Source organism: Paenibacillus sp. 32352, from assembly GCF_002042965.1.
Taxonomy (GTDB): domain Bacteria; phylum Bacillota; class Bacilli; order Paenibacillales; family NBRC-103111; genus Paenibacillus_S; species Paenibacillus_S vulneris.
Genome location: NZ_MZNT01000004.1, coordinates 1 through 21,456 on the forward strand (window position 1 = coordinate 1; position 21,456 = coordinate 21,456).

Annotated in this window: 23 protein-coding genes and 1 rRNA gene; 2 read left to right on the top strand and 22 right to left on the bottom strand. The window is 44.8% G+C overall.

The annotated features are described in order from the left end of the window. From B1728_RS10540 to B1728_RS10565, 5 genes are all read right to left on the bottom strand, one after another. Positions 1-81: ribosomal RNA gene (locus B1728_RS10540) — 16S ribosomal RNA — on the bottom strand; the annotation flags it as partial. 713 nt (positions 82-794) lie between these two features. After that, entirely contained in the window at positions 795-1,214 is a 420-nt protein-coding gene (locus B1728_RS10545; RefSeq protein ID WP_079910183.1) for a spore germination protein GerPE, read from the bottom strand. Positions 1,215-1,386: 172 nt separating this feature from the next. After that, complete coding sequence (gene gerPC, locus B1728_RS10555; RefSeq protein WP_079910185.1) at positions 1,387-2,010, bottom strand: spore germination protein GerPC; 624 nt, start codon at positions 2,008-2,010, stop codon at positions 1,387-1,389. A 55-nt stretch (positions 2,011-2,065) separates the two neighbouring features. Beyond that, on the bottom strand, positions 2,066-2,278 hold the full coding sequence (locus B1728_RS10560) for a spore germination protein GerPB (RefSeq protein WP_079910186.1): 213 nt from the start codon (positions 2,276-2,278) through the stop codon (positions 2,066-2,068). Further along, positions 2,278-2,514, bottom strand: a complete 237-nt coding sequence (locus B1728_RS10565) for a spore germination protein (protein ID WP_079910187.1) — start codon at positions 2,512-2,514, stop codon at positions 2,278-2,280. Before B1728_RS10565 ends, B1728_RS10560 begins: the two co-directional genes overlap by 1 nt. 146 nt (positions 2,515-2,660) lie before the next feature. On the opposite strand from B1728_RS10565, the gene B1728_RS10570 reads away from it, so the two are divergent. Continuing rightward, a complete protein-coding gene (locus B1728_RS10570) occupies positions 2,661-3,113 on the top strand; it encodes an Hsp20/alpha crystallin family protein (RefSeq protein ID WP_079910188.1) in 453 nt (150 codons plus the stop codon). Between the two features lie 34 nt (positions 3,114-3,147). Continuing rightward, the gene (locus tag B1728_RS10575; RefSeq protein ID WP_079910189.1) at positions 3,148-3,480 is read left to right on the top strand and encodes a L,D-transpeptidase; all 333 of its coding nucleotides are present in this window, start codon (positions 3,148-3,150) and stop codon (positions 3,478-3,480) included. Positions 3,481-3,572: 92 nt separating this feature from the next. Here B1728_RS10575 and B1728_RS10580 read toward each other — a convergent pair whose 3' ends face one another. The 17 genes from B1728_RS10580 to B1728_RS10660 all read right to left on the bottom strand — a co-directional run bounded on the left by B1728_RS10580 (position 3,573) and on the right by B1728_RS10660 (position 21,372). Next, the gene (locus tag B1728_RS10580) at positions 3,573-3,962 is read right to left on the bottom strand and encodes a YlbF/YmcA family competence regulator (protein ID WP_079910620.1); all 390 of its coding nucleotides are present in this window, start codon (positions 3,960-3,962) and stop codon (positions 3,573-3,575) included. A gap of 96 nt (positions 3,963-4,058) precedes the next feature. Then, positions 4,059-5,534 carry a tRNA (N6-isopentenyl adenosine(37)-C2)-methylthiotransferase MiaB gene (gene miaB, locus B1728_RS10585; RefSeq protein ID WP_079910190.1) on the bottom strand — a complete coding sequence of 492 codons (1,476 nt, stop codon included), beginning with the start codon at positions 5,532-5,534 and terminating at the stop codon, positions 4,059-4,061. A 91-nt stretch (positions 5,535-5,625) separates the two neighbouring features. After that, positions 5,626-6,195, bottom strand: a complete 570-nt coding sequence (gene pduL, locus B1728_RS10590; RefSeq protein WP_079910191.1) for a phosphate propanoyltransferase — start codon at positions 6,193-6,195, stop codon at positions 5,626-5,628. Positions 6,196-6,319: 124 nt separating this feature from the next. Next, positions 6,320-7,186: a 2-oxoacid:ferredoxin oxidoreductase subunit beta gene (locus tag B1728_RS10595; RefSeq protein WP_079910192.1), complete on the bottom strand. Its 867-nt coding sequence runs from the start codon at positions 7,184-7,186 to the stop codon at positions 6,320-6,322. Further along, positions 7,174-8,925 (bottom strand): 2-oxoacid:acceptor oxidoreductase subunit alpha, encoded by a 1,752-nt coding sequence (locus tag B1728_RS10600; protein WP_079910193.1) that lies wholly within the window; start codon positions 8,923-8,925, stop codon positions 7,174-7,176. The genes B1728_RS10595 and B1728_RS10600 overlap by 13 nt, the downstream gene beginning before the upstream one ends. Positions 8,926-9,153: 228 nt before the next feature. After that, positions 9,154-10,098, bottom strand: a complete 945-nt coding sequence (locus tag B1728_RS10605; protein WP_079910194.1) for a dipeptidase — start codon at positions 10,096-10,098, stop codon at positions 9,154-9,156. A 270-nt stretch (positions 10,099-10,368) separates the two neighbouring features. After that, complete coding sequence (locus B1728_RS10610) at positions 10,369-10,629, bottom strand: stage V sporulation protein S (protein WP_006286829.1); 261 nt, start codon at positions 10,627-10,629, stop codon at positions 10,369-10,371. Positions 10,630-10,748: 119 nt separating this feature from the next. After that, a complete protein-coding gene (locus B1728_RS10615; RefSeq protein ID WP_079910195.1) occupies positions 10,749-11,543 on the bottom strand; it encodes a TIGR00282 family metallophosphoesterase in 795 nt (264 codons plus the stop codon). Between the two features lie 89 nt (positions 11,544-11,632). After that, entirely contained in the window at positions 11,633-13,177 is a 1,545-nt protein-coding gene (gene rny, locus B1728_RS10620) for a ribonuclease Y (protein ID WP_483310975.1), read from the bottom strand. 281 nt (positions 13,178-13,458) lie between these two features. Beyond that, entirely contained in the window at positions 13,459-14,172 is a 714-nt protein-coding gene (locus B1728_RS10625; protein WP_256865327.1) for a RecX family transcriptional regulator, read from the bottom strand. A gap of 212 nt (positions 14,173-14,384) precedes the next feature. Beyond that, positions 14,385-15,437, bottom strand: coding sequence for a recombinase RecA (gene recA / locus B1728_RS10630; RefSeq protein ID WP_079910196.1), 1,053 nt, complete (start codon positions 15,435-15,437; stop codon positions 14,385-14,387). A 212-nt stretch (positions 15,438-15,649) separates the two neighbouring features. Beyond that, entirely contained in the window at positions 15,650-16,891 is a 1,242-nt protein-coding gene (locus B1728_RS10635; RefSeq protein WP_079910197.1) for a competence/damage-inducible protein A, read from the bottom strand. Between the two features lie 143 nt (positions 16,892-17,034). Continuing rightward, entirely contained in the window at positions 17,035-17,613 is a 579-nt protein-coding gene (gene pgsA, locus B1728_RS10640; RefSeq protein ID WP_079910198.1) for a CDP-diacylglycerol--glycerol-3-phosphate 3-phosphatidyltransferase, read from the bottom strand. Further along, positions 17,610-18,938 (bottom strand): 30S ribosomal protein S12 methylthiotransferase RimO, encoded by a 1,329-nt coding sequence (gene rimO / locus B1728_RS10645; RefSeq protein WP_079910199.1) that lies wholly within the window; start codon positions 18,936-18,938, stop codon positions 17,610-17,612. The genes pgsA and rimO overlap by 4 nt, the downstream gene beginning before the upstream one ends. 125 nt (positions 18,939-19,063) lie before the next feature. Beyond that, on the bottom strand, positions 19,064-19,555 hold the full coding sequence (locus tag B1728_RS10650) for a YajQ family cyclic di-GMP-binding protein (protein ID WP_079910200.1): 492 nt from the start codon (positions 19,553-19,555) through the stop codon (positions 19,064-19,066). 148 nt (positions 19,556-19,703) lie between these two features. Continuing rightward, a complete protein-coding gene (locus B1728_RS10655; protein ID WP_079910201.1) occupies positions 19,704-20,564 on the bottom strand; it encodes a helix-turn-helix domain-containing protein in 861 nt (286 codons plus the stop codon). A 43-nt stretch (positions 20,565-20,607) separates the two neighbouring features. Beyond that, complete coding sequence (locus B1728_RS10660) at positions 20,608-21,372, bottom strand: DUF3388 domain-containing protein (protein ID WP_079910202.1); 765 nt, start codon at positions 21,370-21,372, stop codon at positions 20,608-20,610. Positions 21,373-21,456: the final 84 nt, after the last annotated feature.

Sequence of the window (21,456 nt, forward strand, 5' to 3'; positions counted from 1 at the left end):
TCCCCGAAGGGACCGCTCGACTTGCATGTATTAGGCACGCCGCCAGCGTTCGTCCTGAGCCAGGATCAAACTCTCCAATAAAGTGTTCCTCCCCAAAAAGTGAAGCGAAGCTGCCGAAGCATATTCCGTCCGCATCAAGCCTTAGCTTGATCGGCGTCTAAACATTCTGTGAATTATATCAGTGTGTTTAGACATTACTTTTCGGGGACCCCATAACGACTATGAGGCAAATTATCAGAGCTTGTCTTAAGCTCAAAATTCAATGCTAGCGAGAATTTTCATTCTCATTAAAACATTCACTCGTTGTTCAGTTTTCAAAGGACAATTTTCCTGTTCCAATCGTGTTTTTCCTTTCAACGACCGGAATTTAAATATATCACATTTGCCTACACAATTGCAAGCTTTTATTAAAGCCAAAATTATGAAATCAAATCGTTTGAAAAATAATGTTACAAAGACATTTACACAATATATCACGAATCAAATAGTATAGCAAAGGAATTTATTACAAACCAATCATTCATACCATCTCAGGATGAACTGTATAGTTTGGGTCACAATATTAATAAAAACGGAGGTATCTTAATTGATGAACTCACAATTTTCAGTAGCACATTTAACACCTGAGGTGTTAACCCAGATTCAGCAATTAGAAAAAAAGCTTCGTACTGACGTTAACAAGAACATTGTGCTGATAGCCTATACGGATCACAACTCGGGGAATCCAAAACCCGCTTCGGCCCCAAACCCATAAAAATAGAAAGGTTGTCACCCGTTGACAACCTTTTTATTCTTTACTCTAATGTATCGTTATCCGGCTGTCCCTCTTCTTCAGTAGCCTTGGGACGAGCTCTTGTAATGAACTGGCGAAATTCCTTGACTCGTGCTTCCGACTCGATAATTTCATTCCTTCCGGCCTGAAAAACCGACGACCCGGCAATACCGATGATTCTTACAGAGCGTACTTTAATTACGCTACAATCATTGTTTACTTTCATAGAGAGCGAATCCCCGTTAGCTGGTAAAGGGATAGGCCTTGAGTAAACCGGATAATTCGTAAAATTACCTTCGTTCCCCAGATATGTGGGAACTTGTCTTACCACGGTCATGACTTTTGATACAGGATTAATGCTTCGATTATCTCCGGCTTGCAGTATGGATGCTTCCGATAAATTATATACATCGATAAAACCAACTACGGACCATCTGCTCATGCTTCGGCAGCTAATGGAAGAAGCGGCCCAACCGTAACCGATTCCGGAGGAGAGTCCGAAATAGATGAAAGAATAATTTGTTCCGTATCCCCAATCAAAAAGACCGATGACACGGATACCCCTGTTACTTTGATATCACCAACACACAATTCGTGATTAGTAACCTGAAAATTCATTTTTTACTCACATCCTTCTTCTTTAGTTTATTGAAATAAAGATCTACTGCTTTTTGAATATCTGTTTTCGTTCTAAACAAAACGGAGTCTTGAATAGAAGACAATTGATCCTTGGTAGCTCCTGGTTCCATTTGTTGAAAGTAGTACATCATTCTTTCTCTCATCTGTCTTTTTAAATCATCCAAAATCAGCATTCGATGCCAAGGGTCTAATTGGAATTCCGAGTCTTGCTCGAACTGATCTATTTGCTGTGGAACGTCTTTATCGAGATACTGCTCTAGCTCCCTCTGTACGGATTCCTGTAGTTCAGAAGTCGGTTGCGCCGGTACCTCCGACGGCTCATCCATTTGCTGATCTGAATTATTGCCTACAGCCATCTCATCTAATGATTGGGGAGTAATACCGATGTTTAAAGTACCGTCCAGCTTTTCAACTTTTAACTGATCAAATTTATATTCAATTCTATCGATATGAACCCTTTTCTGATCCTTTAAGGCGTTTAGTTCCTGCTTCACCGATTCAAGCGTTTTTTCCAACTCTGCCACTTTCTCGGCGTGAGCCAGGACATAATGATGCAAATTTTGAAAGTACTGGCTCCATTGCCACCCATTATACATCATACCAACACCTCCTTCCTCATTGTATGCAAAGGATAGGAGATGGGTGTTAGCCCAGCTAATGAGGACTTGGTAATGGAACAAGGGATGGGGTCATTTCCTCCTCTGGTTTAACAGGAGGCTCTCCTTCCTCCTTAAATCCTCCCGTATTATACTGATTGGATAATGATTTGATCATTCCCGAGCTTCCGATTTGAAGAACAGATGAATTCGTCACATTGTTCACTCGCAATTGATGGATGACAATATTTTGGTTAATGGTTAAATTCATCAGACGACACCCCTGTTCCCCAAATTCGTTTGAGTAGAATCAGCCACATCATTATCATTTGTATTCGTACTGCTAATGCCAACTCCGGTTACTGGAAAATCACCTGTATTGAATGACCCTCCCCCGGCAAACGTTTTAGAATTGCTTTCCGGCGCTAACTGAACCGCATCCCCTATATGCACAATCGAGCCGTTGTCAATGGATAATATTTTTATATTACCAACAATGGAAGGCATAGGCGTACTCCTTTGTTCTTCTTGCTACATAGTATGATGATAAGTGCCCAGTGGTACATAAGGATTGAATAGTTCTTTAGTGTATCATGACGGCCCGGGATTTCATATAATGTGTTGAACTTCTAGGCGAAAGGAGGAGATTCCAGATGAGCCGCACCAATAACAACCAATCCCGCTGGGAAGCCATTGAATCCTTACTTGGAATGAAGCTGCCTGGTTTGCCTTCTGATAAGCATTTGGAGATGTGGAAAGATACTTCTTGGGTAGAGGATTACGTTAAGCAAATATTGGAGAAAAGTCTTCCGAAGACGAGCACGTTGAAAAAAGCAGCCAATAACCCATCTGAAATATTCGAAACGCATCATTTTATCATTGTAAAAATGAAAATGGCGGACAACGCCAACCCTATTGTCAAAATCAGAACAGATCAAGTGAAGGTAGACGGGATCTCAGGTAATAATCCTCAAATCATCCGTCTCCCATGTCATATTGATCCGCGTGGCAGCAGAGCTTCCTATAAAGATGGGATTTTACAAATCAAAATGCGCAAGAAGAAAATAGATCAGACTTATCGCGAAATTTCTGTAAGATACTTATAGTACGGTCGCGAGAAAGCTTAGGGAGTTATGCCTGATGTACCAAATTGTAATTGTGTTATCGGAACGCAAGCTTCATCTATTGAAGGATAACATTGTCATTCACAGCTACCCTATAGGTATCGGTAAGGAATTGACCAAGACACCGGAAGGAATTTATACGATAATAAATAAAGCCCCCAATCCGGGCGGGCCTTTCGGCGCTTTCTGGATGGGTTTGTCCCGCCCGCATTACGGTATACATGGCACTAACGACCCATCCTCTATAGGACACGAAGAATCTCATGGCTGTGTAAGGATGTATAATCAGGATGTGCTCGCCCTTGCAGCTGTTGTTCCTATTGGGACGCGAGTCATTATTCGAAAGTGACCGTACGGACAGCACCCAACTTATCGAAATATATTTCATAATACAAAAAACCACCTTGCCGCGTTGAAAGCAAAGTGGTTCTTCATTCTAACTTATTTACCGGACTCTACGGTAATTTTGTCTGATACCGTATCCCGAATAACGGACATTACCAGCTGCAGCAAGTAATTGATGTCTTCCTGAGACTGGCGGAACTCGCTTACAATCGGAATGTTATCCAGCTGGTCCTGCAGCTCCTCAATTTCTTTCTCGATTTTTTCAACCATCTTTTTGTTCTCGAACGATTCAAACGCTACAATTTCTTTTTGTTTTTTCTTAATAGCGCTGATTAAGGTTTGAATATGATCATTGGAGGAAATTTGTTCTTCTGCTTTTTGGAAAAACTGAACCTCATTGGATGTCGAAATCAATTCAGCCAGCTCTTTGGCTTTGGCCAGAATATCTTCACGAACGATCATTTCCGTATTGGTATAGCACTCCATTTGACTGCATTGCATATGATTGTGATCATGGTCATGATCGTGATGATGTTGTCCCGACATTGCCGGTCACGCCCCTCAACATGTATATTTACTTTTTTATTGCGCAATAGCTTCCGGTACCCATTCCCCTTTGATATACCAGGTTTGAGCATCCGTAATTTTGACAGGTACAATCTTACCTATCAGTTCCTTCGGTCCTGCCAAATGAACCAGCTTGTTCGTCCGTGTACGACCGGCAAGCACTTCCGCATTATTTTTACTTTCGCCTTCAACGAGAACATCCAGAAGCTGCCCCTTCATGCTTTCGTTGCTTTCCCTGCTGAACTCTGCCAATACGGCATTCAATCGGTACAACCGCTCTTTCTTAACCTGCATCGGTACATCATCCGCCATGTCAGCGGCAGGGGTACCTTCGCGCGGCGAATAAATAAACGTATAGGCGCTATCATATTTCACTCGTTTAACCAGGTCGAGCGTTTCCTCGAACTGTTCATCCGTCTCACCCGGAAAGCCGACAATAATATCTGTCGTTAAGCTTACATCAGGAATAGCGGCTTTGATTTTGTCCACCAGGTTCAAATAGTGCTCACGAGTATACTTGCGGCTCATGCGCTTCAATATCTCATTGCTGCCCGATTGTACCGGCAAATGGATCTGTTCTACCAAATTCCCTTTTTTCGCAAGAACTTCGATCAAATGATCGTCAAAATCACGAGGATGCGACGTCGTAAACCGAACGCGCGGGATGTCTATCTTGGAAATATCGTTCATCAAATCGCCGAAGCGATACTCGATATCGTCAAAATCCTTGCCATATGCATTCACGTTTTGCCCAAGCAGCATAATCTCCTGGAAGCCCTGTCTTGCCAGATCACGAACCTCAGCCAATACATCCTCCGGTCTGCGGCTCCGCTCTTTCCCGCGAGTGTAGGGAACAATGCAGTACGTACAGAATTTGTCACAGCCATACATGATATTAACCCATGCTTTAATGCCTTCGCGCTTTTTAGGAAGATTCTCGACGATATCGCCTTCCTTGGACCATACCTCGATAACCATTTCTTTACTGAAAAAAGCTTCCTTCAGCAAATGCGGCAAACGATGGATGTTGTGAGTACCAAAAATCAGATCGACGAAAGCGTGCTTTTGCAAAATGCGGTTGACAACAGCCTCTTCCTGAGACATACAGCCGCATACTCCAAGGACTAGTGACGGCTTCTCAGCCTTAAGGTGCTTAAGGTGACCAAGCTCCCCGAATACTTTGTCTTCCGCGTTTTCACGTATGGCGCAAGTATTCAATAAGATAACGTCCGCCTGTCTGCGGTCAACCGTTGCTTTGTATCCCATTTGCTCGAGTAAACCCATAATGGTTTCAGTATCATGCTCGTTCATTTGACATCCGTAGGTTTGGATCAAATAATATTTATCTTGCCCAAACTGCTTCATGTCTTCGGGGATATCAAAGTTATAATGAACCTTGATCTCTTCCTTCCCTCTTTTTTTCGCATCGGTCAAAGAAGGAGGTTGAAAATATATAGAATAATCTTTATCAGATTTGTTCTTCGTTGTCATTGCACGTTCCTCCTGAAATAAGCTGCAAACATCATACCTTTTATTATATCATTATTGCAGCATCAATTTCAAAGAGAAAATCCTCTATCTGCTAGGACAATAGGGTGGCCATATCTCCCGTTTTTACACCGGCCGCATTAGCCTCATCCGTATCGATGTGCATATCTAACGCATATTGATCGGAAACCCGCGCCAATACATTTTCGAAAATAAGCGAACGCTCTCCTTCCACTCTAACCGTTAGCAGCTGCTTGTCCTTAATCCCCCAGTTTGCCGCATCGTCCGTATGGAAATGAATGTGGCGCGCAGCAACGATGACGCCTTCCGGAATATCAACTTGTCCGGCCGGACCGATAACGGTAATCCCCGGGGTTCCAGTAATGTTACCCGATTCCCTTACAGGAGGATTCAGACCCAATACAAAAGCGTCTGAACGCGATACCTCCAGCTGTGTCTTGCCTCTGGCAGGGCCTAATATTCTTACTTTATCAAATCTGCCCTTAGGACCAGCAACAGCCACCGTTTCAACCGCGGCATATTGTCCAGTCTGAGACAAATCTTTCAAAATGTTTAACTGATACCCTTTTCCGAACAATTGTTCGATATGTTCAACCGACAAGTGAATATGTCTTGCCGAAACGCCAATAGGTACTTGTTTCATAGCAATAACCCCCATTGATTGGACTTATGTACGTATTCATTATTTGCTAACTCACCCTGATTATAACGTACAGTAGTAAAAAAAGCATACGGCGATGCCGCATGCTTTCTTAAAGTTCATAAAATTATTTAAATTCTGCCATCAATTTCTCGAAATCTGCTTCCGAGATTTTGAGGTCTTGTTTAGCCAAAGCTTCTTGTTTAAAGCCAGAAACCAAGTTCTCATAGCTGTCTTTGCTTGTGTTTTGATAGATCAAGCCAGTAAGCAAGCCGTTGGTTTCCATGATTTTGGTCATAGCCATAACACGGTTGCTTGGATCGTAGTCAGGAGTTTCTTCCAGATCCACGATGTTTTCTTTGAACCAGTCATAAGTGTTCACTTTGTTAAAAGTAACACATGGGCTGAATACGTTGATAAAGGAGAAGCCTTTATGCTTCATACCTGCTTCGATCAAAGAAGTCAGCTGCTTCAAGTTGCTGGGGAACGATTGTGCAACAAAGGTTGCGCCAGCAGCCAAAGCTACTTCCAGCGGAGACAAGGCAGATTCGATGGAACCTGCAGGCGTACTTTTCGTTTTGAAGCCTTCAGCGCTTCGCGGCGAAGTTTGCCCTTTTGTCAAACCGTAGATTTGGTTATCCATAACGATGTAAGTAATGTCGATGTTACGACGGATAGCATGTACGGTATGACCCATACCGATCGCGAAGCCGTCGCCGTCACCGCCTGCAGCGATAACCGTCAATTCACGGTTGGCCATTTTCAGACCTTGTGCGATTGGGAGGGAACGACCGTGTACACCGTGGAAGCCATAGGCATTGATGTAACCGGAGATACGTCCGGAACAGCCGATACCGGAAACAACGCCCAATTGCTCAGGCTCCAACCCTACATTGGCAGCAGCTCTTTGGATAGCCGCTTGGATGGAGAAGTCTCCACACCCCGGACACCAGTTAGGTTTAATATTATTGCGAAAATCTTTTAACGTTGCCATACTGGACTCAACTCCTGACAAAATGTAGTGATTTCTGCCGGCAAGAATGGGTTACCGTTATATTTCAACAGACTCTTAATTTTTTCTGGGGAACCAACGTTCAATTTGATCAAGGAAGCCAATTGAGCCGTTGCATTGTTTTCGATAACAACAACGGTTTTTGCTTTTGCCATTTGAGCCTTCAGCTCTTCAGCAGGGAAAGGATGCAGCAAGCGAACCGTTACGTGATTTGTTTTGATACCTTGCTTCTCCAAACGCGTTCTTGCTTCGTCGATAGTTCCACCAGTGGAACCCATACCGATAAGCAGCAGATCCGCTTCTTCGTGAGGAGCGTCTACAAGGATCGGGTTCGTTACTTTCACGTGTTTCAATTTCTCCATACGCTTATCCATCATTTTCTTGCGGTTATCCGTGCCTTCGGATGGACGGCCTTCTTGGTCATGCTCTACGCCTGTTACGTGGTGCAAGCCGTATTTTTGACCAGGAATCGATCTTGGAGAAACGCCGTCTTCAGTAAACTCATAACGCTTGAACAGCTTGTTTTCTTCCGTCGGAGGCAATTCGCCTTGAACCAAGCGGCCGCGGTCGATAACGATTTTATTGTAATCCAACAATTCACTGGATTGTTTACCCAGGGAAAGTTGAAGGTCAGTCAACAGGATAACCGGCACTTGATATTTCTCTGCCAGGTTGAACGCCTCAATCGTATCATAGAAGCACTCTTCGATTGTGGATGGAGACAGCACGATTTTCGGAATTTCACCGTGTGTTCCGTAGATCATGGCGAACACGTCGGATTGCTCTTGTTTGGTTGGAAGACCTGTACTTGGACCACCGCGTTGTGTATCAACGATAACAACAGGAGTTTCCGTCATACCAGCAAGACCGATAGCTTCCATCATCAAGGAAAGACCAGGACCTGCGGATGCAGTCATTGTACGCACACCGCCGTAGTTACCGCCGATAGCCATAGTTACCGCTGCGATCTCGTCTTCTGTTTGAATAACGGTACCGCCAAATTTAGGCAAGGTTTTGATTAAGTACTCCATGATCTCCGATGCTGGTGTAATCGGATATGCAGGCATGAAACGGCAGCCGGCAGCTACAGCACCCAAACCGATAGCATCGTTACCGATGATGAACAGCTTTTGTTTGCCGTCAGCAGGCTCTAACTGGAACTCAGGCAATGGACCGCCGTTCATTTCGAGAATGAACTCAGCCGCTTTGCGAACCGCTTCGATATTTTTCTCTACAACTGCCGGACCTTTGCGTCCGAACTCTTCCTCAACCGCTTTATTAAACACTTCCAGTGGCAAACCAAGCAGGGCCCAAGATGCGCCGGAAGCAGCCATGTTCTTAAATAGGGATGTTCCAAGCTCTTCAGCAATCGCTGTAATAGGCACAGGGAACAAACGTGCTTTGATGCCTTCAGGCACAACAGGATTAAATTTGGCGTCTGCTACGATAACGCCATTCTCACGAAGCTCATGCGCATTCAAATCGATGGTTTCTTGGTCAAATGCAACAAGGATATCCAAATCATCGGAAATAGCACGAATCGGTTTCGTACTGATTCTGATTTTGTTGTTGGTGTGTCCCCCCTTAATACGAGAGGAGAAATGACGGTACCCGTACAAATAATATCCCAGACGATTCAATGCCGTCGAGAAGATTTTGTCGGTACTTTCAACACCTTCCCCTTGTTGTCCTCCGATCTTCCAAGATAATTGGCTAATCACCGTTGTCCACTCCTTTTAATGTCACTGACACTGCAATAGATCAACTTAAGCTTAAAAGAAATTTTACATATGGATAAAAAATTTCTTTCAGTTGTCATCCAAATCATATGACTTTACCAAGTAAAAAGCAAGTAGTTTGGTCCAAATTGAAAGATAGTATTTTTAGATGATATCCATACCGAAAAGAGATCAGTCTGCACGGCATATATCTAGATACAAGATAAAAGCTTACCGAGCCGGCAATTGCCGCTGCAAATATCGGTACCAATTTCGAAAAAAGAAGTCTTTAAGCCAGTCGTCCTTGTAGTATTTGCTTAAAAATTGCGCCAGATCGTCAAACTTCCCTGTATGCTCAAGACCCGGGATCCATTTGCTGATGCCGTCAAAGTCGGAGCCGATCACCAGATGCTTTTCGCCGCCTAACGAGCATATGTGGTCAATATGCTTTGTTAAATCGCTGAGCGAGGCGGTTCCTTGCTCGGTAACAAACCAAGGGACGAACGTGATGCCGATCCTTCCCTGCTTTTGGATTATAGCCTTGATCTGACTATCGTCCAGGTTGCGCGGATGGCTGCAGATGGCTTTGGCGTTGGAATGGGTGGCAACAAAAGGCTTCTCCGACATCATCGCAAGATCCCAGAACGATTTCTCCGACAGATGCGATACATCCATCATTATACCCAAATCGTTGCACTCTTTAATAAATCTAAGCCCTTTTCTTGAAAATCCTCCTTGTCTCGGTTCCAAAACCCCGTCCGCCGCCCAATTCCCATAATTCCAGGTAACTCCGATCAATCGAATTCCGAGATGGAACAAGGTCTGGGTAAACAAGGGGTTATCCTGAATCGCATCCGCTCCCTCCAATGTCAGAATCGCTCCCTTCTGGGGTCCGCTCATAACCTCCAGCAAGTCCGTCTGATTTTTAATCAGTCTGATTCTGGGGTCTGAAATGATTTTTTGATAAAAAATATTTATGTACTCTAAATAATGTTCAAAATATGGTTGTCGGATACTATCCGATAAAAAAATAGCAAAAAACTGGATCTTCACCCCTGCTTGCACCATTCTTTGGTAGGTTACATCCAATCCAGACACGGTCGGGTTAAAAAAATCCAGTCCCCTGTTTTCGTACATTTTGTATAGTACATCGCAATGCCCGTCAATAATTGTCATTGTTCTTCACGCTCCTCGACATGATTAATCACATGAATGCCTTTTCAAGAGAGGAATTGCCACGTTTACCTCTTTCTGGAGTAATGAAGTTAGTAAATAAAAAACCTCTAACCGGTCTTTTCCCAAAAGAATCGACCACGATTAGAGGTTCATAAATGAAAGAGCAAGGAACTACTGTTCATTGTCATGTCCGTATTGAAAAGGCACGGTAAAAAAACCTGTCTACTAAGTAAACAGGCGTTCGGTAATTATGAAGTATAGTGCTGTACTCTACCTGGGTTCCACAATGAGTTTTATAGCCGTACGATCTTCTCCGTCGATAACGATATCCGTAAATGCTGGTATGCAAATCAAATCAACCCCGCTTGGAGCCACAAATCCTCGTGCAATCGCTACTGCTTTTATCGCTTGGTTGAGAGCTCCAGCCCCGATTGCCTGCAGCTCAGCTGCACCACGTTCACGCAATACACCCGCTAACGCGCCGGCTACGGAGTTAGGATTGGACTTTGCTGAAACTTTTAATACTTCCATGAAAAGTACCTCCTCGGGAATGATGGATTGCTTCCAGTACTAATCATATTCTAGGAATTTTGCAATAATTCCTTCTTCCCGAAGATCGTATTAACTAATAATTTAGAATTATCTGATAATTATTCTATAATAAACTGATCCTCTTCCATACGGATCAATTGGATCTTCTTCCCTAGGCCTGTAGCAGGATCGAGATCTATACAAACCGCGTGGAAATGCCATTTGCCTTCGTCCACTACGAATCGAACAGGAAGCTGCGTTTTAAACTTCTGCAGTACAGCTCCTCTCTCCATGCCTAGAATACCGTCTCGCGGACCGACCATCCCAACATCGGTTACGTAAGCGGTCCCTTGAGGCAGGATACGCTCATCATGCGTCTGTACATGAGTATGAGTACCCACGACAGCGGAAACCTTGCCATCCAGATGCCAGCCCATTGCGAGCTTCTCTGAAGTAGCTTCAGCGTGAAAATCTACAAGGATGTATTTGTTCCGCTTTTTAACACCATCCAGTATCGTATCTACTTTGTCAAAAGGACAGTCCAGCGGCGGCAAAAATGTGCGCCCTTGGACGTTAATAATAACCAGTTCCTGGTCCTTTACCTTGATGGTTGTAAAGCCTCTGCCAGGTGTCCCTTTAGGGAAGTTCGCAGGACGAACCATACGTTCTTCGTCGTCAATAAAGTCAAAGATTTCCTTTTGGTCCCAGGTGTGATTTCCCATCGTTATGCCATGAATGCCCATTTCGAACAGTTCCTTGGCGATGTTGGAAGTAATCCCTCTCCCGGCTGCCGCGTTTTCCCCATTCGCTATAATAAAGGTCGGATTTAATTTGTTTTTGAGTCCGGGCAAACAGGCTTTTACCGCCTTTCTTCCGACGGACCCAACAATATCACCGATAAATAAGATTCTCATTTCTGTGCTCCCTTTCTATGTATGAACCTTTTAAGCGGAAAAGAAAAGTGGCTTATTCAGCCACTTTTCTCCTTAGTGTATGCAATTTGCTATTTCGCGTATTCTACGGCACGAGTTTCGCGGATAACCGTTACCTTGATGTGGCCCGGATAATCCAGCTCGCTCTCGATTTTTTTGGTTATATCACGTGCAAGACGGAAAGCTTCCGTATCATCGATCTTCTCAGGCTGCACCATAACACGAACTTCGCGTCCCGCTTGAATAGCGTACGACTTCTCTACGCCTTCGAACGATTCGGAAATGTCTTCAAGCTTCTCTAGACGCTTGATGTAGGTTTCCAGCGTTTCACGTCGTGCTCCAGGTCGTGCGGCCGACAATGCATCCGCGGCTCCAACGAGCATTGCGATAACGGATGTGGCTTCGCAATCTCCATGGTGAGAAGCAATACTGTTAATGACAATAGGATGCTCCTTGTACTTCTTGGCAATTTCTACGCCAATCTCAACGTGGGAGCCTTCCACTTCGTGGTCTAAAGCTTTACCGATGTCATGCAGGAGACCGGCACGTTTCGCCAATGTCACGTCTTCCCCGAGTTCCCCAGCCATCAAACCGGTTAGATAGGCCACTTCCATTGAATGCTTCAACACATTTTGCCCATAGCTTGTTCTAAATTTCAATCGGCCCAAAATTTTGATCAGGTCCGGGTGCAGTCCGTGAACGCCAGTTTCAAAAGTTGCCTGTTCACCGTATTCACGAATGCGTTCATCCACTTCCTTACGGGACTTCTCGACCATTTCTTCGATCCGGGCAGGATGAATACGTCCGTCTGCAACCAGCTTCTCAAGTGAAGTACGGGCAATCTCCCGTCGAATAGGATCAAAACCGGACAGAATCACTGCTTCAGGTGTATCGTCGATGATAAGATCGATTCCCGTCAATGTTTCCAGTGCACGGATATTTCTTCCTTCGCGACCGATAATGCGCCCTTTCATCTCTTCATTCGGCAGGGAAACGACCGAAACGGTAGTTTCTGCCACATGATCTGCAGCGCATCTCTGGATAGCAAGCGTAATAAGTTCGCGAGCCTTCTTGTCGCCTTCTTCTTTAGCCTGTTGTTCAATCTCTTTAATTAATTGAGCTGTTTCATGACGAACTTCCTGCTCAACATTCGTAAGGATGATGTTCTTGGCATCGTCCATCGTGAGCGCTGAGATTCGTTCCAGCTCCGCAACTTGATTTTTATAAATCTCATCAATTTGCGATTGTGTTTCTTCGATTCTTTTCTCTTTGTTGGCGACCTGCTCTTCTTTTTTCTCCAGAGATTCTAATTTTTTATCCAGCGACTCCTCTTTTTGCAACAATCGTCTCTCTAATCGTTGAGTTTCATTTCGACGATCACGAATGTCCTTTTCAGCTTCGGATCTGAGCTTGTGAATCTCATCCTTAGCTTCCAGAACCGCTTCTTTCTTAAGTGCCTCCGCTTCTTTCTTCGCATTTTCTTTAATCTGCTCAGCGGCTTGTTCGGCACTAGAAATTTTCGCTTCTGCAATGGACTTGCGGATAATATAACCAATCCCTAAGCAAATCACACCAACAAAGAGGATAATTAAGATCCAGATGGCCGGATTCAGCATCCAGTTCACCTCCTCGTTGTTTCTCCAAGGGGTAAGCTTGGGACAGTATGGTTTTTAATCCGTTTCACAAACGTAAGATAAAGTAAAAATTGGCGATTTTACTTTGAGACTCTTCCCGGGCGAAGTACAGCAGGAAGATTCTGTGTATAAAATTATACATGATTATTTTATCTTTTGTCGAAGAAGCTTGTCAAGGTGTCCAAGGCAGAAATGATTCATTGAACCCTGAAGTACATTCATCCATTGCAGGTATATCAAGCCGTTTGAGTCCGATAATGTCATTAATAGTCTTCAAATTCTCCAACACCAAATTCCAATTCATCGGCATTCGCAGCTCCAAATGCCTTGACCAGGTCTCGCATCACTCTCGATACCAGACTTGATGAATAGCCTCTTCTCGCCAAAAACCCCATAGCCTTGCGCCTGGCTTTCAATGAATCCTCCGCAAATTCTATGCGATATTTTTTATAGGCGAGATCAAAAGCGTGGCGATACTCTGTCTCTTCATCAACCTGGCCGAGCGCATGCACAATATGCTCCGGCTGGAGACCCTTATGCTGCAGCTCTTGCTTGACCCAATTGCGCCCCTTCTTCTGGGACCGAATCCGCTGCATCGTGAGCTGCTCGGCGAACAATCCGTCGTCAACATACCGTTCCTGCCTGAGCCTTTCAATAGTGATCGTTCTAATCGCAGGTTCATATCCTTTTTGCTTAAGACGTGCTGCAAGCTCATGCTCGGAACGAAGACGGGACGATAAGAGCCGAATGGCGTAAAGATAGGCTTGCTGCTTCTCTTGGGCATACAGTATCGCCTTGAACTCCTCGACACTGATAACCGAGCCCTTGACAAGCCTATACTTAATCAATATATCCTCATGAACCGAGAACGTATACTGTTCATCGATATACAGGTTATATCTGTCCTTGACCCGTTTTTGCCGCTCTACCTTGGTAATCGTCCCGCTGTGCATCCCTTCTTCGGTTTCTTTATCCAATCCTAAACACCTCAAACATAAAATAACCTCATAAAGCGGGAACCTCGAACCGAAGCTGATTCAGGTACTTTATGGGGAAGCATAAAATTGATAAATGCTAACATGTTAAGAAATAGAAACCTCTATTCTGGACCTTTTGTAGCTGTTCCTATATGGTAGAAAAGGCACCTTATACTTGAAGTAAAGGTGCCTTGCACTATAGTCACTCCGATTTATTCTTCAAATGCCAGCAGATCGTCCTCTTCCTCGTCTTGATCATGAAGATCAGAACCGTTGGCAATGATCAGATTGCTGTTCTCGCGAATCTTCTTCTCGATGATATCAGCAATTTGCGGATTTTCTTTCAGGAATTGCTTAGCATTCTCACGGCCCTGACCGAGTCGATCGTTGTTGAAAGAATACCATGCGCCGCTCTTCTGGATAATGTCCATTTCGCTTCCGATATCAATAATGCTGCCTTCTTTGGAAATGCCCTCTCCGTACATAATATCAATATCCGCTTGCTTGAATGGAGGTGCCACTTTATTCTTAACGACTTTAATCCGGGTACGGTTACCCACCATGTCGTTGCCTTGCTTGATTGTCTCTACGCGGCGAACATCCAGCCGAATTGTGGAATAGAACTTCAATGCGCGTCCGCCCGGCGTTGTTTCCGGATTTCCGAACATTACCCCTACCTTTTCACGAAGCTGGTTAATGAAGATGGCAATAACCTTGGATTTGTTAATAGCACCCGACAGCTTACGCAATGCCTGAGACATAAGTCTTGCCTGCAAACCGACATGGGAATCTCCCATCTCGCCTTCGATCTCTGCCTTCGGCACCAGTGCTGCAACGGAGTCGATGACGATAATATCGACAGCGCCGCTTCGAACGAGAGCTTCGGCGATTTCCAACGCTTGCTCTCCCGTATCCGGCTGTGACAGGAGTAAATCATCGATATTGATTCCCAGCTTGCTTGCATACAGTGGATCCAACGCGTGCTCCGCATCGATGAAGGCAGCTTGTCCGCCGGCCTTTTGCACTTCAGCAATCGCATGAAGGGCTACTGTCGTTTTACCGGAGGATTCCGGTCCGTATACTTCTATAATTCTACCGCGCGGAAAGCCGCCGATACCAAGGGCGATATCGAGAGCCAACGAACCGCTTGGGATAGTTTCAACTTGCATATGGGTGGATTCACCCAGTTTCATGATAGAGCCTTTACCAAACTGCTTTTCGATTTGACGGAGTGCATTCTCCAATGCTGCGCGACGATCTGACACAATGGTCACTTCCTTTTCTCTCTTATAATTACTTCCATGATAACTTGTTTTCACTCTATTGCCAAGCATTTTTTGCGAACATACATTCGATTGATAGTCAAAATAAAAACCGCAACAAGATATATGCATTGTTACGGTTCTTCCGTTAAACCTATTATATTACAACTTACGAATAAATTACAAGCACTATTTTTATAATCATCCCGAAGCTTTTATAGAAGCTTCCACAGCTGATACAGCGCGCTTTTGGCTGCGCGAAGCTTAATCAATTCGCGGTTTCCTGCAAGCTGAAGCTGCTTAATGACGGTCTCTCCCCGCTTTTGCGCAACGCCAATATAAACGAGGCCAACCGGCTTGCCTTCGGACTCTCCCGGACCCGCTACTCCCGTAATGGCAATGGCATAATCCGTATCCGACTGCTTAAGCAGGTTTTCCGCCAATAGCCGGGCCGTAACATCGCTGATCGCCCCGGGTGCGCCCGTTCCTTCCAGAACGTCCAGAGGGACGCTCAGGAGCCTGTTCTTCCACTCGTTGGTGTAAACGACTATGCCGCCCTGAAACACCGCAGAACTGCCCGGAACAGCCGTTAGAAGATCGCTGACGAGTCCGCCCGTGCAGCTTTCCGCAACGGCCAATTTCAGCTGTTCATTCTGCATAAGACGAATGATCTCTTCTTCGAGGGGGATATCCTCGTTAGAATAAATATACTGACCTAATCTGCTTCGAATTTCTGATTCAACGGGTGCCAATGCTTTCTCCGCCTCCGCCTCGGATGAGGCTCTTGTCGTCAAGCGAACCGCCACTTCACCTTCCTTGGCATAGGTGGCAATGGTCGGATCCGTTTGGTCCTGAATCAAGTCGATCAGTTCATGCTCCAGCAGCGATTCGCCAATGCCCGCAAATTTAAGCATTCGCGAATATAACGGCCGAACCTCCCCCATCTTGGCGGAAATCCAAACAGACGCATAGCGTTCAAACATGGGTTTCATTTCTTTCGGCGGGCCGGGTAAAAGAATAAAATGCGTCTGTTCGTGAGTCAGAGCCACACCGACCGCCATACCAGTATCGTTAGGCAGCGGATCGCTGCCTTCAAGCATCAAGGCCTGGCGCCTGTTGCTCTCTACCATATGGGCGCCGCGATTTCGGAAGAACGCCTCGATCTTGTCCATCGACGGTTGGTGGATATGTAATTTCTGTCCTGTATAAGCCGCTAACACGTCCTTTGTCAAATCATCCTGCGTCGGACCTAATCCGCCGGTACAAATGACCAGATCAGCTCGGCTGGAGGCGATTCGAATCGCTTCAGTCAAACGGCTCTCGTTGTCTCCTACAACCGTTTGAAAATAGACGCTTACGCCAAGATCAGCACATGCGCGGGACAAAAATTGGGCATTCGTATTAACGATCTGCCCGAGCAGCAATTCGGTTCCTACGGCAATGATTTCCGCTTTCATAGCAACAACTCCTCATAATAAAAATAACCCCACAAAGTGGGGCCTTGGATGCGAGGCGGATTCAGGTACTTTGCGGGGCGCCCTGAAATTTATATATAAGCAATAACGTGAAATAAAAAACAATAGGATACTCCTACTGTCTCTTATTCGTTAAAGTTTAAAACATGTTTATTTTTGATAAAGTAATCAAAGCCGGAGTAAAGGGTAATAATGGCAGCAACCCAGCTCGCCAGCGTATCAAAACGGAAATTGATAAATGCGAACGGAAAATTATTGATGAGCAAGGCGATAATCGCCGTAATTTGCGTCGCCGTTTTCCATTTTCCCCACTTGCTTGCCGCAATGACATGACCTTCTAGCAGCGCAATCTGCCGCAATCCGGTAACTGCGAATTCACGGCTAATAATGACAATAGCAATCCAAGCCCCTACTTTGCCCATCTCCACGAGAGAGATGAGCACTGCAGAAACCAATAATTTATCCGCAAGCGGATCAAGCAGTTTCCCCAGATTCGTCACTAATTTACGTTTGCGCGCAATATAACCGTCCAAGCTATCGGTGCTTGCCGCAACAATAAAAATAAGAGCCGCAATAATCTGGTTATAGGTGATGACGAATTGTTCTATTCGGATATGAGGAAACTTCACGTTCACCAATAAAAAAAACATGATGATGGGGACTAAAAAGATCCTCGCCAAAGTGATTTTATTGGCCAGGTTCATGCCACAACCTCCCCGGATAGATCAAACTCGAATGAGTGGGTAATACGAACCTTGGCAACTTCGCCAATTTTCAGCTGCGAACCGGTGACGAACACTTCCCCGTCAATTTCGGGCGCATCATATTGTGAGCGGCCTACATATACATCGCTGCGGCCGTCGTATTTCTCAATTAATACATCGACGATCTGACCAATCCGGCTGCCGTTACGATGATTCGAGATTTCCCGCTGAATCTCCATCAATGTATTGGCACGGAATTCCTTCACGTCATCCGGAATTTGATCCGGCAGGCGGGAAGCCGGCGTATCTTGCTCTTGCGAATAAGCGAATACACCAAGACGGTCGAATTCGACGTCCTTAATAAAGGATTTCAGATTCTCAAAGTCCTGCTCAGTCTCGCCAGGGAAGCCTACAATCAGCGAGGTTCTGAGAGAAACGTTCGGGATACGCTCGCGGATCTTTGCAATCAAGGCTCTGGCATCCTGCTGTCTGCCTGGTCTTCTCATCCGTTTCAGAATGCTGTCTTCACTGTGCTGCAGCGGCATATCGACGTATTTGCACACTTTAGGGTTGTTGGCAATAGTATCAATCAATTCATCCGTGAAAAATCCCGGATACGCATAATGGAGACGTACCCACTCAATGCCAGCGACTTCACTCACTTTATTCAAAAGAGCAGGCAGCATAAAGCCATCGTACAGGTCTGTGCCGTAATTCGTGGAGTCCTGTGCAATGAGACTGATTTCTTTGACACCCTGCGAAGCCAGCTGTTCAACCTCAGCAATAATCGATTCTATGCTGCGGCTGCGGAATTTACCCCGCATGATCGGAATGCTGCAGAAGGTACAGGCGTTATCGCAGCCCTCGGCAATTTTCACATAAGCGGTATAACGAGGCGTGGTTACTCTTCTAGGCAGAGAAGCCTCGTAGTTGAATACAGGGTTTCCTATCAAAATCGGTTTTTTGCCGGCCAATGCCTCATCCACAATATCATTGATCTTATGGAAATCCCCGGTACCGACAATACCGTCAATCTCCGGCATTTCCTTCATCAGCTCTTCCTTGTATCTTTGGGTTAAACACCCGGATACGATCAGAGCCTTCAGATTCGCTGTTTGTTTCAGATCAGCCATATCCAAAATCGTATTAACCGACTCTTCCTTGGCCGCATCAATAAAACCGCATGTATTGACAATGATCACGGTTGCTTCTTCTTTATCGTCAACGAGCTCGTAGCCACGTCCATGAATTAAACCTGACATGATCTCGGAATCAACGAGATTCTTCTCGCATCCGAGCGTAACTACCTTCACTTTCTCTGTCATGTAATATCCTCCAATGTTCAAGCCTTACTATATTAGTTTCAAGTATAATACATGGCAATGAAGCGTGTCAAAAGAGAAGCCTTGCCACTAAAGGCTCTCGACATCATAATTAGCTCACGGTAGCTTTACCGGAAATTCATGAATTGAAGCTCGAGCGGCAAGTCCGCTTTGCGAAGCAGCTGAATAATTTGTTGGAGATCATCCTTGCTCTTGCCGGTAACCCGAATTTGATCACCTTGAATCTGGCTTTTTACCTTAAGCTTGGAATCGCGGATCAGAATGTTAATTTTCTTGGCGTTATCTTGATCGATGCCTTGCTTCAGCTTGATTTTTTGGCGCACGGTTGCTGCGGATGCACCTTCAATCTTACCGTATTCGAGGTTCTTTAAGGAGATTCCGCGCTTAGCCATTTTGGAATGCAATATATCCAGTACGTTTTGCAGCTTAAATTCATCGTCCGATACGACGACCAGCTCTTCTTTTTCGAGAGATATTTTACTTTTGCTGTTTTTAAAGTCAAAGCGGTTGGCAATCTCCTTCTCCGCTTGGTTAATGGCATTGTTCAATTCCTGCATATCCATTTTGGATACGATATCGAATGAACTTTCACTGCTCATGTACGACACACCCTTCTTTATCCTATATTTTCCCTATATCGAAGAATAACATAAAAAGACACCTTCGGCTATCGCTTCCGTGGTGTCTTGATCGGCATTTCCTAACCTTACCCCAGCATAACCTTAATTCACGAAACGTAAACAGAAGCTACATTTTAACTAGATCAAGCTGGATTCTTTTGGCGTTCGGCGCATCCCCCAAAGCAATGGAAGTTCCGTTTACCGTTAGCTCCACGGCATTAGCTCTTCCAAATACTAGAAACGCAGAGCTGTCCAAATCCCACTTAGGGTTATTTCCATTTTTGTAGGTGCCTTCATCTATTGTTTTTTTGGGCTGTCCGAGCGAATCCACTTGTACCCAGCAAGCCTCCCCGGTTACTTTCATGTCGATATTCAGCTTTTCTGTATTGGAAACCGAGTAATAATCGATGCCTCCTTGGCTTTTCACCAATTTCACTTCTACGGCTGGAGCCGGTGGCGGAGTCGGCGTCGGAGTTACCGTTGCCGCTGCTTTATTATCGTTTAACGTGATTCCGTACGTATCATTGCTCACTGTAGGAGCTGGAACACTTTTATCCGTAACCCGGCTCGGCTCGCTATTAGGATTCGCTTCATTCTGGCCGCTATTGTAGTTCATATTGAGATAGTAGTAAATAATCCCAAGAATGAGCACAACGAAGGAAACCATCATCGCAGTAGATGCATACTTCCCGATTCTCTCCGTATTTCTCGTGGTTCTCTTTGCCCGAATCGGCTCAACATGCTCAGGCTCAGGAGTCGGAATTACATTCTGGTACATGCGGAGAACCTCATTTGGGTCCATGCCTACCGCTTCAGCATAGCTTTTTATAAAAGCTCTGACATAAAAGTTGCCAGGCAGCACTTTATAGTTTCCTTCTTCGATCGCTTCCAAATACCGCTTTCGAATTTTCGTCGTTTCTTCAAGCTGCTCAAGAGAAATCTTCTTCTCCATTCTCGCTTTTCGGAGCAGCTGTCCAAGATCTGACATGTTTTCACCCCTCTTCTGTAAATGTCCTTAGTTGCAAAATAGCTTAGTACTCGTCAAATCCGGTTGTAAAGCTCTCATAGGATATTTCTTCATCCGGCGTATTTCGAAGCTCGATAATATAATTGAAATCATCATAGGTATACTCGGATTCCCGAATGAATATATCCGGATGCTCAATGACTTTGGTCGATGGCATGCTCATTATTTCTTGCAAAAGCATATGATGCTTTTCATTAGAACGCAATGTAGAAACAATACCATCGATAATAAACACGTTGTTCGCGTTCATCTCGTCTTCGGATAATTGGCTTCTTACCGTTTGACGCAGCAGCGTGGACGATACGAAGGTCCATCGCTTGTTAGAACACACGCTTCCGGCAATGATGGATTCCGTCTTGCCGACGCGAGGCATCCCTCTAAGACCTACAACCTGATTTCCTTCCTGCTTGAAAATTTCGCCCAGGAAATCAACTAGCAAACCAAGCTCGTCACGAGTAAAGCGGAAGGTCTTCCGATCATCGGAATCCCTTTCAATATAACGTCCGTGTCTTACGGCCAGTATATCAACAAGCTTCGGCTCCCTTAATGCCGTTACAGTTATATTATCCACTTTTTTCAACATTTTACCCATTAAGGCAATTTTTTCATCATCATTAGTCTGAAGAAGCATGCCGCGCGTACGATCTTCCACACCGTTAATGGTTACAATATTTATGTCCAGCATCCCCATCAAGGAGGCAACATCGCCCAACAAGCCGGGACGGTTTTTGAAAATTCGATATTCCATGTACCATTGTTTCATTTCCATTTGCTCACACCTCTAACCGATGTCAAGAGACCATCTATTCATATTTTGTAACATCTTACGAAAATATTCTACAAATTTCGCATA

Bases quoted from the DNA above. Each gene is read 5' to 3' on its own strand.
- B1728_RS10595 (WP_079910192.1), bottom strand. From the start codon at position 7,186: ATGGCAACGTTAAAAGATTTTCGCAATAATATTAAACCTAACTGGTGT.
- B1728_RS10605 (WP_079910194.1), bottom strand. From the start codon at position 10,098: ATGACAATTATTGACGGGCATTGCGATGTACTATACAAAATGTACGAA.
- B1728_RS10615 (WP_079910195.1), bottom strand. From the start codon at position 11,543: ATGAGAATCTTATTTATCGGTGATATTGTTGGGTCCGTCGGAAGAAAG.
- B1728_RS10655 (WP_079910201.1), bottom strand. From the start codon at position 20,564: ATGTCAGATCTTGGACAGCTGCTCCGAAAAGCGAGAATGGAGAAGAAG.
- rimO (WP_079910199.1), bottom strand. From the start codon at position 18,938: ATGACAGAGAAAGTGAAGGTAGTTACGCTCGGATGCGAGAAGAATCTC.
- gerPC (WP_079910185.1), bottom strand. From the start codon at position 2,010: ATGATGTATAATGGGTGGCAATGGAGCCAGTACTTTCAAAATTTGCAT.
- B1728_RS10610 (WP_006286829.1), bottom strand. From the start codon at position 10,629: ATGGAAGTATTAAAAGTTTCAGCAAAGTCCAATCCTAACTCCGTAGCC.
- B1728_RS10580 (WP_079910620.1), bottom strand. From the start codon at position 3,962: ATGGAGTGCTATACCAATACGGAAATGATCGTTCGTGAAGATATTCTG.
- B1728_RS10570 (WP_079910188.1), top strand. From the start codon at position 2,661: ATGAGCCGCACCAATAACAACCAATCCCGCTGGGAAGCCATTGAATCC.
- B1728_RS10560 (WP_079910186.1), bottom strand. From the start codon at position 2,278: ATGAATTTAACCATTAACCAAAATATTGTCATCCATCAATTGCGAGTG.
- B1728_RS10575 (WP_079910189.1), top strand. From the start codon at position 3,148: ATGTACCAAATTGTAATTGTGTTATCGGAACGCAAGCTTCATCTATTG.
- B1728_RS10545 (WP_079910183.1), bottom strand. From the start codon at position 1,214: ATGAGCAGATGGTCCGTAGTTGGTTTTATCGATGTATATAATTTATCG.
- B1728_RS10635 (WP_079910197.1), bottom strand. From the start codon at position 16,891: ATGAAAGCGGAAATCATTGCCGTAGGAACCGAATTGCTGCTCGGGCAG.
- B1728_RS10565 (WP_079910187.1), bottom strand. From the start codon at position 2,514: ATGCCTTCCATTGTTGGTAATATAAAAATATTATCCATTGACAACGGC.
- rny (WP_483310975.1), bottom strand. From the start codon at position 13,177: ATGCTGAATCCGGCCATCTGGATCTTAATTATCCTCTTTGTTGGTGTG.
- pduL (WP_079910191.1), bottom strand. From the start codon at position 6,195: ATGAAACAAGTACCTATTGGCGTTTCGGCAAGACATATTCACTTGTCG.
- miaB (WP_079910190.1), bottom strand. From the start codon at position 5,534: ATGACAACGAAGAACAAATCTGATAAAGATTATTCTATATATTTTCAA.
- B1728_RS10660 (WP_079910202.1), bottom strand. From the start codon at position 21,372: ATGGAAATGAAACAATGGTACATGGAATATCGAATTTTCAAAAACCGT.
- pgsA (WP_079910198.1), bottom strand. From the start codon at position 17,613: ATGAACCTGGCCAATAAAATCACTTTGGCGAGGATCTTTTTAGTCCCC.
- B1728_RS10650 (WP_079910200.1), bottom strand. From the start codon at position 19,555: ATGAGCAGTGAAAGTTCATTCGATATCGTATCCAAAATGGATATGCAG.